General features: G+C 72.6%; 11 protein-coding genes. 7 read left to right on the forward strand and 4 right to left on the reverse strand.

The genetic code is table 11. From position 1 onward, the window contains the following. Positions 1-662, forward strand: a 662-nt coding sequence (locus E1300_RS50755) for a hypothetical protein (RefSeq protein ID WP_207400260.1), incomplete at its 5' end; no start/stop codon positions are given. 27 nt (positions 663-689) lie between these two features. Here E1300_RS50755 and E1300_RS41580 read toward each other — a convergent pair. The 3 genes from E1300_RS41580 to E1300_RS41590 form a co-directional block, all read right to left on the reverse strand. After that, positions 690-1,919, reverse strand: a complete 1,230-nt coding sequence (locus E1300_RS41580) for an acyl-CoA dehydrogenase family protein (RefSeq protein ID WP_131762785.1) — start codon at positions 1,917-1,919, stop codon at positions 690-692. Positions 1,920-2,029: 110 nt separating this feature from the next. After that, positions 2,030-3,013, reverse strand: a complete 984-nt coding sequence (locus E1300_RS41585; protein WP_207400261.1) for a glucosyl-3-phosphoglycerate synthase — start codon at positions 3,011-3,013, stop codon at positions 2,030-2,032. Between the two features lie 140 nt (positions 3,014-3,153). Continuing rightward, positions 3,154-4,590: a helix-turn-helix domain-containing protein gene (locus tag E1300_RS41590; RefSeq protein WP_131762787.1), complete on the reverse strand. Its 1,437-nt coding sequence runs from the start codon at positions 4,588-4,590 to the stop codon at positions 3,154-3,156. A 150-nt stretch (positions 4,591-4,740) separates the two neighbouring features. Between E1300_RS41590 and aceA the strand changes: the two genes are divergently transcribed. The 5 genes from aceA (at position 4,741) to E1300_RS41615 (ending at position 10,593) form a co-directional block, all read left to right on the forward strand. Next, entirely contained in the window at positions 4,741-6,024 is a 1,284-nt protein-coding gene (gene aceA, locus E1300_RS41595) for an isocitrate lyase (RefSeq protein WP_131762788.1), read from the forward strand. Positions 6,025-6,220: 196 nt separating this feature from the next. Further along, positions 6,221-7,729, forward strand: coding sequence for a M1 family metallopeptidase (locus E1300_RS41600; RefSeq protein WP_131762789.1), 1,509 nt, complete (start codon positions 6,221-6,223; stop codon positions 7,727-7,729). A gap of 130 nt (positions 7,730-7,859) precedes the next feature. Then, on the forward strand, positions 7,860-8,648 hold the full coding sequence (locus tag E1300_RS41605; protein WP_131762790.1) for an ABC transporter permease: 789 nt from the start codon (positions 7,860-7,862) through the stop codon (positions 8,646-8,648). Then, positions 8,641-9,504 (forward strand): ABC transporter permease, encoded by an 864-nt coding sequence (locus E1300_RS41610; RefSeq protein ID WP_242619736.1) that lies wholly within the window; start codon positions 8,641-8,643, stop codon positions 9,502-9,504. The genes E1300_RS41605 and E1300_RS41610 overlap by 8 nt, the downstream gene beginning before the upstream one ends. A 63-nt stretch (positions 9,505-9,567) precedes the next feature. Next, on the forward strand, positions 9,568-10,593 hold the full coding sequence (locus E1300_RS41615) for an ABC transporter ATP-binding protein (protein ID WP_131762794.1): 1,026 nt from the start codon (positions 9,568-9,570) through the stop codon (positions 10,591-10,593). On the opposite strand, the gene E1300_RS41620 is transcribed toward E1300_RS41615, so the two are convergent. Then, positions 10,572-11,042: a hypothetical protein gene (locus E1300_RS41620; protein ID WP_131762791.1), complete on the reverse strand. Its 471-nt coding sequence runs from the start codon at positions 11,040-11,042 to the stop codon at positions 10,572-10,574. The genes E1300_RS41615 and E1300_RS41620 overlap by 22 nt on opposite strands. Before the next feature lie 314 nt (positions 11,043-11,356). On the opposite strand from E1300_RS41620, the gene E1300_RS41625 reads away from it, so the two are divergent. After that, positions 11,357-11,600: hypothetical protein (locus tag E1300_RS41625; protein WP_131762792.1), on the forward strand; the 244-nt coding region annotated here is incomplete at its 3' end.

Here is an 11,600-nt window from a genome sequence, read left to right on the forward strand (position 1 = left end):
CGGTCCTCGCCGCCGACCCGGCCGCCGAGGTGCGCCTCGCGGTGTCGCTGCGGCCGGAGCTGACCGAGGCCGAGCGCGCCGCGATCGACTACCGGATCGGGCCGCGGGACCGGCCGCGCCCGCCGCCCTGGTTCCGCGACCGGCTGGGCGACGCGGAGCTGCTGCGCCGGTGCGCCACGTCCGCCCACGTCGGCCTGCGCCGCCTCGCCGCCCACAGCCCGCACCTCCCCGCGGATCTCGTCACGCTGCTCGCCGCGGACGGCGACTTCACCGTCCGCGCGCTGCTGGCCGAGCACCATCCCGGCGCGCCCGGCGAGCTCCTGCTCGCCGTCACGCTGGAGTCGCGGCACCCGGCCCGGTTCGAGCGGCTCGGCCACCCGAACTTCCCGCACGCGGGCCTCGCCCGGCTGGCCGGCTCGCCGGACCCGGTCGCCCGGATGCTCGCGATCCGCGACCCCGCCGCGTCCGCCGAGGTCGTCGAGCGGCTCAGCCGCGACGGCGAGCCGCGGGTGCGGGCCGCCGCCGCGGGCGACGCGCGGCTGCCCGTCGCCCGGCTGCTGGAGCTGCTCGACGATCCCGCCGCCGCGCGGAGCGCCGCCGGGAACCCCGGCCTGCCGGAGCCCTCGATGCGGCGCATCCTCTACGACGTCGCGATCCTCTGATCCCGTCCCCAGGACGGGATCCCCGCGCTAGCGGACCGGCAGGCCGGTGACGGTGCGGCCGATGACCAGGCGCTGGATCTCGCTGGTGCCCTCGAAGATCGTGAAGATCTTGGCGTCCCGGTGCATGCGCTCCACCGGGTACTCGCGGGTGTAGCCGTTGCCGCCGAGGATCTGGATGGCCTCCTCGGTGACCCGCACGGACATCTCGCTCGCCATCAGCTTGGCCATCGAGCCCTCGGCGTTCTCGAAGTCCTTGCCGGTGCGCGCCATCCACGCGGCCCGCCAGACCATCAGCCGGGCGGCGTCGAGCTGGCACTTCATGTCGGCGAGCTTGAACGCGATGGCCTGGAAGTCGCCGATCTTCTTGCCGAACTGCTCGCGCTCCTGCGCGTACTGGAGGGCGTAGTCGTAGGCGGCGCGGCCGACGCCGAGGGCCATCGCGCCGACGGACGGGCGGGTGGTCTCGAAGGTCTTCATCGCGGCCTGGCCCTTGGCGCTCTTGCCCTCGCGGACCCGGGCGATGCGCTCGTCGAACTTCTCCTTGCCGCCGACGATCAGGTGGCTCGGGATCCGGACGTTGTCGAGGATGACCTCGGCGGTGTGGGAGGCGCGGATGCCGTGCTTCTTGAACTTCTGGCCCTGCTTCAGCCCCGGCGTCCCCGGCGGCACGATGAAGCTCGCCTGGCCGCGGCTGCCGAGGTCGGGGTGGACGGAGGCCACCACGACGTGGACGTCGGCGATGCCGCCGTTGGTCGCCCACGTCTTGGTGCCGTTCAGCACCCACTCGTCCTTGGCCTCGTCGAACACGGCGCGGGCGCGGATGGAGCCCACGTCGCTGCCCGCGTCGGGCTCGGAGGCGCAGAACGCGCCGAGCTTGACGTCGTCGGTGGTGCCGAACATCTGCGGCACCCACTCGGTGACCTGCTCGGGCGTGCCCACGGCGGCCACGGACGCGGCGGCGAGGCCGGTGCCCACGATCGACAGGGCGATGCCGGCGTCGCCCCAGAACAGCTCCTCGAACGCCACCGGGATGCCGAGGCCGCTCGGCTCCAGCCACTGGGTGGCGAAGAAGTCGAGCGAGTAGAGGCCCACCTTGGACGCCTCCTGGATGAGCGGCCAGGGGGTCTCCTCGCGCTCGTCCCACTCCTCCGCCGCGGGGCGGATGACGTCCCGGGCGAACTCGTGGACCCACTCCCGGACCTCGCGAACGTCCTCGCTGGGCTCCAGCGAGAACGGCGTCGACTCCGCGCTCGTCATGATTAATAGACCCTCTCTCCAATATCGCCTGTTACCAACGGTAGCACCAAAGGGCGTTACCGCGGGTAACACCGTGGCCAGGGTCACAGGCCGCCGCGCCGGGCGGCGGGTCAGCCGCGGCCGGGCGAGAAGGAGCGGGCGGACGCGTAGCCGGCGATCTCGATCATGGGCGGGCGCTCGCCCACCGCGACGTCGCTGGTCCGGGCGTCGTGCCCGTCCGCGAGCCGGCGGAACTGGGTGAGGGCGGTGGCCGGCGCGCCGAGCGGGATCATCCGCCCGTGCCGCTCCAGTCGCGACCACGCGGTCAGCATGATCTGGCCGGACATGGCCCCGAGCGCCTCGGTGGACTGGTGCGAGTGCACCCGGCGGCCGAGGTCCACCTGGGCGATCGCGTCGAGCCCCGCGTCCTGGTAGACGTCCAGCAGCAGGCCCAGCTCGACGCCGTAGCCGGTGACGAACGGGAGCCGCTCCAGCAGCGCCCGGCGGCCCGCGTACTCGCCGCCGAGGGGCTGCATCACGCCCGCGAGCAGCGGCCAGTGCAGGTTGATCAGCGGGCGGGCGACCAGCTCGGTCACCCGGCCGCCGCCGCCCTCGACGCGCCGGTCCCCGTCGATCAGCGGCCGGTCGTAGCAGCCCTTCACGTATCCGACGGACGGGTCGGTCAGCAGCGGCCCGAGCAGGCCGGTGACGTAGGACGAGGAGAAGCCGCGCAGGTCGGCGTCCACGAACACGATCAGGTCGCCGGACGTCGCCGCGAGCGACTTCCACAGCGCCTCGCCCTTGCCGGACATGCGCCCGTGCTCCGGCAGGACGGCGTCCTGGGCGACGACCTCGGCGCCCGCGGCGGCGGCCACGGCGGCGGTCCGGTCGGCCGACCGGGAGTCGACCACGACGATCTCGTCGACGAGCGGGATCCGCTCGACGAGATCGGTGCGGACGGCGGCCACGATCGCGCCGACCGTCGCCTCCTCGTCGCGCGCGGGCAGCACGACGCTGATCCTCGTGGATCCCTTGGCGGCCAGCAGGACGTGCGGGGGCCAGTCCTCCGCCGCGCTCGTACGGCGGCGCAACCACGACTCGACCTCAGGCAGCACGCGCTCTCCCTCCCGTGCGGACCGTCCCCGGGACCAGGGCGTCCTCCTCCAAGGAAACGCCAGATCGGCCCCGATCATTCACCGTTGGCACGGGCCACGGTCAGCCGACCCAAAGAGTTAACAAGCGCACAACACATCGGTCACTCGGCGGCGTGCTTGTCCAGGAAGGCGTAGACGTCCGCCTCGTCCACGCCGGGGAAGGCGCCGGGCGGCAGGACCGACAGCACGTGCGAGTGCGCCCGCGCCGACGGCCAGGCCATGCCCTCCCACCGGTCCGACAGCGCCTTCGGGGGGCGCTGGCAGCACTCGCCGTCCGGGCAGGCCGACTTGACCCGCCGGGTCGTCTCCCGGCCGCGGAACCAGCGCGAGTCCTCGAACCGGACGCCCAGCGTGATCGCGAAGTCGCGCTCGTGGCTGGGGTCGATGTGCGACAGGCACCAGTACGTGCCGTTGGGGGTGTCGGTGTACTGGTAGTAGACCGAGAAGCGGTCCTCGGCGCCGAACACGTGGCGGCCGGCCCACTGGCGGCACATCCGCTGGCCCTCGATCGCGCCCGCCTCGTCCTGGGGGAAGGCGAGGCCGTCGTTGGCGTAGGCCTTGTAGATGGTCCCGTTCTCGTCGTTCTTGGTGAAGTGGAGCTGGAGGCCGAGGTGGTGGGTGGCGACGTTGGTGAAGCGGTGGGCCGCCATCTCGTAGGAGACGGAGAAGACGTCGGCCAGGTCCTCCACGGACAGCTCGCGCGCGGCCTTGGCCTCCTGGAGGAACGGGACGACGCTGCGCTCCGGCATGAGGATCGCGGCGCCGAAGTAGTTCGCCTCGACGCGCTGGCGCAGGAAGTCGGCGAAGTCGCGGGGCTGGTCGTGGTCCAGCGCGATGTGCCCGAGGGTCTGCAGGAGGATCGTGCGCGGCGTGTGCATGCCGAGCTGCTCGCGCTCCAGGTAGATCCGCCGGTTGCGCAGGTCGGTGATCGACCGGACGGAGCGCGGCAGGTCCTGGACGTACTGGAGGCTGAACCCGAAGTGGCCGACCAGGGTCATCAGCATTCCCTGGGACACCGCGCCGCCCCGGTAGCCGACGGCGTCGAGGGTCTGGGCGGCGACCGTCTCGATCTCCGGGAAGTGGTTGCCGCGCTCGTGCATCGAGCGGCGCAGCTCGGCGTTGGCCTTGCGGGCCTCCTCCGGGCTCGCGGTGGGCTTGGTGCGGCTGCGCTTCAGCTCGCCGTACAGCGCCAGGATGTGCTCGATCACCTCGTTCGGCATGCGCTTGCCGACCTTGAGGTGGGACAGGCCGAGCGTCCGGTACAGCGGGTCGCGCTGCGCCTCCTCCAGCTGGATCTCCAGCTGGGCGCGGCGGCTCGGCGGCTGGCGGCGCAGCAGCTCCTCGACCGGGCACTCCAGGGCGGTGGCGAGGGCCTGGAGCAGCGAGAGCTTCGGCTCGCGGCGGCCGTTCTCCAGCAGCGAGAGCTGGGACGGCGCGCGGCCGACGCGCTCCCCGAGGTCCGACAGCGTCATGCCGCGGTTGCGCCGGAGGTGGCGCAGCCGCTGGCCGAACGTGACGAGATCCACGTCACTCGTCAAGTTGAGGGGTTCTTCTGGCCGCAAGGTCGTCACGGCTTCATGGTAGCGGAAATTTCGCTGTTCTTCTGTTACTCACGAGTTCATTTGGGGGTTGCGGTCGGGGCATAGTCGAGGTCAAGCACCCAGGGGACGACACGGAAGGGCAAGGCAATGAGCGAAAGTCGCCTCAAGGGCGCAGCCGAGGAGCTGCAGCGGCAGTGGGACACCGATGACCGCTGGAAGGGCATCGAGCGGACCTACACCGCGGAGGACGTCGTCCGGATCCGCGGTTCGGTCCAGGAGGAGCACACCCTCGCGCGCCTCGGCGCCGAGCGCCTGTGGAAGCTGCTGCAGGAGGAGGACTACGTCCACTCCCTCGGCGCGCTGACCGGACTCCAGGCCGTCCAGCAGGTCAAGGCCGGCCTCAAGGCCATCTACCTGTCGGGCTGGCAGGTCGCGGCCGACGCCAACCTGGCGGGCCAGACCTACCCCGACCAGAGCATCTACCCGGCGAACTCGGTGCCGGCCGTCGTGCGGCGCATCAACAACGCGCTGCTGCGCGCCGACCAGGTCCAGTGGGCCGAGGGCGAGGGCGACACGCACTTCCTCGCGCCGATCGTGGCCGACGCCGAGGCGGGCTTCGGCGGCGTGCTGAACGCCTTCGAGCTGATGAAGGGCATGATCGCCGCGGGCGCCGCGGGCGTGCACTGGGAGGACCAGCTGGCCTCCGAGAAGAAGTGCGGCCACCTCGGCGGCAAGGTCCTCATCCCGACCTCGCAGCACATCAAGACGCTGAACACCGCCCGCCTCGCCGCGGACATCTCCAACGTGCCGTCCCTGATCATCGCGCGGACCGACGCCGAGGCCGCGACCCTGATCACGACGGACGTGGACGAGCGCGACCGCGAGTTCATCACGGGCGAGCGCACCGCCGAGGGCTTCTACCGGGTCCGCAACGGCATCGAGCCCTGCATCGCCCGCGCCAAGGCCTACGCGCCGTACTCCGACCTCATCTGGATGGAGACCGGCACGCCGGACCTGGAGCAGGCCCGCAAGTTCGCCGAGGCGGTCAAAGCCGAGTACCCGGACCAGATGCTCGCCTACAACTGCTCGCCGTCCTTCAACTGGAAGAAGCACCTGGACGACGCGACCATCGCGAAGTTCCAGCGCGAGCTCGGCCACATGGGCTTCAAGTTCCAGTTCATCACCCTGGCGGGCTTCCACGCGCTCAACTACGGCATGTTCGACCTGGCCCACGGCTACGCCCGCGAGGGCATGACGGCCTACGTCGACCTCCAGGAGCGCGAGTTCGCGGCGGCCGAGAAGGGCTTCACCGCGGTCAAGCACCAGCGCGAGGCCGGAACCGGCTACTTCGACCTGGTCAGCACCGCGATCGCGCCCGACTCGTCCACCACGGCGCTGAAGGGCTCCACGGAAGAGGGCCAGTTCCACTAGAGGCCGGTTCCACTAGAGGTGACGGGCTCGTCCCTGGGTTGAGCCCCTCCGTCCGCCGAAGGCCCCCGCGCTCCTACACCCGCGGGGGCCTTCTGGCGCGTGCCACTTCGGCCAGTTTCGGCACAGGTATCGACATCTCCCACCTTTCCGGGCAGTGTGAGCACGCTTGTGATCACTCAAGGGAGAGGATCCTCAGATGGCGCCGCGCCACCCCAGGCTCACCGCGTTCCGGGCCACCCCCGGCCGGACGCTCCCGATCGCCGTCGCAGCAGTGAGCGTGATCGCGCTCGCGCCGGCCACCGCCGATGCCCGCGAGCGCTACACCCCCGGCGCTCCCGGTGTCGGCGACGCCTACTTCCCGCTGGAGGGCAACGGCGGGTACGACGCCCGGCACTACTCGCTGGACCTCCGCTACGACCCCGACTTCGACCAGCTCGACGGGACGGTCACGCTCACCGCGCGGGCCACGCAGAACCTGTCGAGCTTCGACCTGGACCTCTCGGGCATGGACGTCGAGCAGGTCAGGGTGAACAAGGCCAAGGCCAAGTACACGCGCAAGGGCCAGGAACTGATCATCACGCCGCGCAAGGGCCTGCGGAAGGGCTCGACGTTCACGGCGTCCATCACCTACGGCGGCGTCCCGCAGACCATCGTGGGCTCCCCCATCGTGTTCGGCTCCCCCTACGGGTTCCTGCACACGCCGGACGGCGCGTTCGTCGGCGGCGAGCCCAACGGCTCCTCCACCTGGTTCCCGGTGAACGACCACCCGAGCGACAAGGCGACCTACGACTACCGGATCGCGGTGCCGAAGGGCCTGACCGTCGTCGCCAACGGCCTGCTGACCGGCACGCAGAACACCGTCGCCTCGTTCAGCCGCCGCCGCGGCGGCACCCAGGCCAGCGTGTTCAGGTGGCGCGAGAGCAGCCCGATGGCGAGCTACCTCGCGACGATCGACATCGGCAAGTGGGAGACCAGGGTCGGCCGGACGCCCGGCGGCCTGCGCAACTACACCGCCGTCGACCCGGCGCTCATCGCCGCCCAGCCGAACGCGGTCCAGTTCTTCTTCGACACGACCAGCGAGGCCACCGACCTCTGGAACGACACCTTCGGCCCGTACCCGTTCGAGACCACCGGCGCGATCGCCGACGACGCGCAGTACAACGGCCAGCCGCTCGGCTTCTCCCTGGAGACCCAGAGCAAGCCGGTGTACTCGGCCGTCCGCAACACCGCCACGATCGCGCACGAGCTGGCGCACCAGTGGTTCGGCGACAGCGTCTCGGTGGCCCGCTGGCAGGACATCTGGCTCAACGAGAGCTTCGCGACGTGGGCGCAGTGGTGGTGGAACGAGAAGCACGGCGTCCGCACCGTCCACGACCAGGCCCGCCTCACCTACAACTCGCGCGCCTTCCCCGACCCGGCGGGCAACCCGTTCTGGTCGATCGTGACCGCGAACCCGCAGCGCGACACGATGTTCAACCAGCGCGTCTACAGCGGCGGCGGCATGGCGCTCCAGTTCCTCCGCGAGAAGATCGGGGACGAGAAGTTCTTCACGCTGCTCCGCACGTGGGCCGCCCAGCACCGGCACGGCAACGCGACCACCGAGCAGTTCACCGCCCTGGCGCAGCGGATCTCCGGCCAGGACCTCACCCAGTTCTTCAAGGACTGGCTGTACTCGCCGACCAAGCCGGCGCTCCCGGAGGGCTGATGCCCTCGGCCTGAGCGCCGGGTGGGCTCCCGCGTGAGCGGGCGGCACGCTTCACCGGGCGGGCGCGCGGCGCCGGGACTGTGCGAAAGTACGTGGTCCCCGCCCGCCGCCCGCCCTAGGCTTGCGACCGGTGAGCGCTCTTCCGTGGGTCTGGTGGTACGGCTTCCGCCGTCACACCGCGTACCCGATCGGCTCGCTCGCGGAGGCCCTCACCAACACCGCGTTCGGCTTCATGCGCGCGTACGTCCTCATCGCCCTCTGGCACGAGCGGCCCGCGCTCGGCGGCTACGACGCGACCGACGCCGTCACGTTCTGCTTCCTGACGCAGGCGCTGATCGGGCCGCTCCAGATCTTCGGCGGGATGGAGCTCACCGAGCGGATCCGCAGCGGCGACGTGGCGATCGACCTGCACCGCCCGGTCGGGCTCCAGGGCTGGTGGCTCGCCGACGACCTCGGCCGCGCGGCCGGCTCGCTGGCGCTGCGCGGCGGCCCGCCGCTGCTCGCCGGGGCGCTCGCCTTCCCGTTCCGCTGGCCGGGCCCCGCCGGGACGGCCGCGTTCGCCGCCGCCGTGCTGCTCGGCGCCCTCGTCGGCTTCGGCCTGCGCTACGTCGTCGCGCTCGGCACGTTCTGGCTGCACGACGACCGCGGCCTCAACGCGGTGACCCTCGTCATGTCGCTGTTCCTCTCCGGGATGATCCTCCCGCTGGTCGTCCTCCCCGGCCGGCTCGGCGCGCTCGCGCGGGCGCTGCCGTGGGCGGCGCAGATCCAGGTGCCCGCGGACGTGTTCCTCGGCAGGCGCACCGGGGCGGACCTGCCGGCCGCGCTCGCGTTCCAGGCCGCGTGGGCGGCGGCGCTGCTCGCCGCGGGCTGGCTGCTGACCCGGGCGGTCCGCCGGAGGCTGGTGATCCACGGTGGCTGAGGCGGCGGCCGGGACGGCGGGCTCGGCGGCGGCCGGGGCGGTGCCGCGCCGATCCCCCGGCCCCCTGGGCGCGTACGCGCTCCTGGCGTGGACGTGGACGCGCGCGGCGGCGCGCTACCCGGCGTCGATGGTGCTGCTCGCGCTCGCGACGGGCGCCGTCGGCGCCCTCGACGCGGCGGCGATCGGGCTGCTGTTCACGCGCGCCCCGCGCATCGCCGGGTTCGAGGTCGCCGAGGTGCTGTTCCTGTACGGGACGTCCGCGCTGTCGTTCGCGGTCTCCGACATCCTGCTCGGCACGACCGAGCGGCTCGGGCAGCACGTGCGGCTGGGCACCCTGGACGCGATGCTCGTGCGGCCGGTGAGCCCGCTCGTCCAGGTCGCCGCGGAGGAGTTCACGCCGCGGCGGTTCGGCAAGCTGGTGCCCGCGGTGGGGGTGCTCGCGCTCGCGCTGCCGCGGCTGGACGTGCCGTGGACGCCGGGACGCGCCGCGATGGTCGCGCTCATGGTGGTGTCGGGGGCCGCGATCTTCGGGGGGATCTGGGTGCTGACGGGCGCCGTGCAGTTCGTCCTCGTCGACAGCCACGGCGCGACCAAGTCGCTCACCTACGGGGGCGCGTTCCTGACCCAGTATCCGATGACCATGTTCGCCCGCGACTTCGTCCGCGCGGTGACCTTCGTGGTGCCGCTCGCGTTCGTCAACTGGCAGCCCGCGCTGTACGTGCTGGACCGGCCCGACCCGCTCGGGCTGCCCGGCGCGGCGCGGTTCGCCTCGCCCGCCGTCGCCGCCGCGGTGTGCGCGGCGGCCGCGGCGGCGTGGCGGGCGGGGCTGCGGCACTACCGATCCACGGGGAGCTGAGGACCGATCGACAGGATTCCGACCGACAGGGAGCCGATCGACAGGGAGCCGGGAGCGGTGCCGATGATCGAGGCCGCCGGCGTCGTCAAGTCCTTCCCCGTCCGCGGCCGCCGGCGGGGCCTCCGGCGGTCCCGGACGCCGCTCCGCGCGGTGGACGGCGTGTCGTTCACCGTCGAGCCGGGCGAGTTCGTCGGCTACCTCGGCCCGAACGGGGCGGGCAAGTCCACCACGATCAAGATGCTGACCGGGATCCTCACGGCGACGTCCGGGTCGCTGCGGGTGTGCGGCCTCGACCCGTCGCGGCGGCGCACGGCGCTGGCCCGGCGGCTCGGGGTGGTGTTCGGGCAGCGGACGACGCTCTGGTGGGACCTGCCGCTGCGCGACAGCCTCGCGCTCGTCCGCCGGCTCTACGGCGTCGAGCGGGAGGCGCACCGGGCCCGGCTCGCCGAGCTGACCGCGCTGCTGGAGCTGGAGCCGTTCCTCGGCACGCCGGTGCGGCAGCTCAGCCTCGGCCAGCGGATGCGCGGCGACCTCGCGGCGGCGCTGCTGCACGACCCGGAGCTGCTCGTGCTGGACGAGCCGACAATCGGGCTGGACGTGGTGAGCAAGGCGACCGTGCGCGACTTCCTGGAGCGGATCAACGCCGAGCGCGGCACGACGATCCTGCTGACCACGCACGACCTCGGCGACATCGAGCGGCTGTGCCGCCGGGTCCTCATCGTCGACCACGGCCGGCTCGCCTACGACGGCGGCCTCGACGAGCTCCGCCGGACCGTGGACGCCGACCGGGTGCTGGTGGTGGAGCTGGCCCGGCCGGGCCCGCCGATCGTCCTCGGGGACGGCGGGCCCGAGCGGATCGAGGCCGAGCGGTCCGAGGGGCCGCGGCAGTGGCTGCGGCTGCCGCGCGGGGCGAACGCGGCGGCCGTGGTCGCGGAGCTCGCGGCCCGGCACGAGGTCCGCGACATCGCGCTGCGGGAGGCGGGCATCGAGGAGGTGCTCGCCGGGCTGTACCGGGGCGACCACGCGTACTCGGGGCCGGGCCTGCCGCGCCCGCGCTCAGCGGTGGATCAGCGGTCCACGGTGGAGTAGTACTCCCGTTCGGCGGCCTCGTCGTCGCGGCCGGAGCCCCAGCGGCGCGGCGCCCAGGTCGGCATCAGCAGCGCGAACCCCATCATCGCGTAGACGCCCGAGCCGAGCAGCATGCGGAGCCCGAAGTCCATGTCGCCGGACGGCGGGACCCTGCCGGGCAGGTCGAGGACGCGGCCGGGGTCGGCGAGGAAGCAGGCGGAGAACCCGAGCAGCGCCAGCGCGGGGACGAGCGAGACCAGCGGGGACGCCCAGCGCGCCACGATGATCACGCCCATCACCAGGCCCACGGCCGCGAGCAGGGCGAACGCGCCGTAGATGCGGGTGCGGTCGGTGATCTGCTGGCCGGTGCCGTCGAAGGACTGGCCGGCCTGGACGTAGCCCCACGCCGCGCCGTAGACGAGCGCGGGGGTGAGCACGACGCCGAGGACGAAGCCGAACGCATGGCGCACCGCGCATCACATCCCATCGACGCGCCCGCCGCGGGCGCGGGGTTCCCGTACCGGTCCATCAGAACACGCGCGTCCGCCGCGCCGCAGTGAATCGGGACTTGTGGGGCCGGAAGGCGATCTTCGGGCACGAGCCGCCGAACCAAGATCGATAACTTTGGCGGCGGCGTCAACTCCGGTACCGGCACGGGCGTCGAACATGACAAGAACGCATGCCGTACATGACGGAAACGTACGACGACACCGCGCCTCCGGACTCTCGGTCTCCCCCGCCGGCAGAGGACGACGGCGGCACTCGCGCGCACGGGGGGAACCGGATGGTCCAGGTATCGGATCGTTCCGAGCACAGGGGGAACCGCGACTCGGCGGGCACCGCGCGGGCGACATGCCTGCTGGACCGCGGCGGCGACGCCGCCGTCCTGCTGTTCGCCGCGTGGACCCTCGCCTACCATCTCGCCCTCCTGTTCGACCCGCCGACCACCGCGCTGCTCGCGGGCTGGCTCGCCGCGTCGGCGGGCGCCGCGGCCGTCCTGCTCGCGCGGCGGCGCCGGCGGCGCGGGT

Origin of the sequence: Actinomadura fibrosa (assembly GCF_900659615.1) — a bacterium.
Taxonomy (GTDB): Bacteria; Actinomycetota; Actinomycetes; order Streptosporangiales; family Streptosporangiaceae; genus Spirillospora; species Spirillospora fibrosa.

Coding starts and splice junctions, on each gene's coding strand:
- E1300_RS41580 (WP_131762785.1), bottom strand. CDS start 1,919: ATGACGAGCGCGGAGTCGACGCCGTTCTCGCTGGAGCCCAGCGAGGAC.
- aceA (WP_131762788.1), top strand. CDS start 4,741: ATGAGCGAAAGTCGCCTCAAGGGCGCAGCCGAGGAGCTGCAGCGGCAG.
- E1300_RS41600 (WP_131762789.1), top strand. CDS start 6,221: ATGGCGCCGCGCCACCCCAGGCTCACCGCGTTCCGGGCCACCCCCGGC.
- E1300_RS41615 (WP_131762794.1), top strand. CDS start 9,568: ATGATCGAGGCCGCCGGCGTCGTCAAGTCCTTCCCCGTCCGCGGCCGC.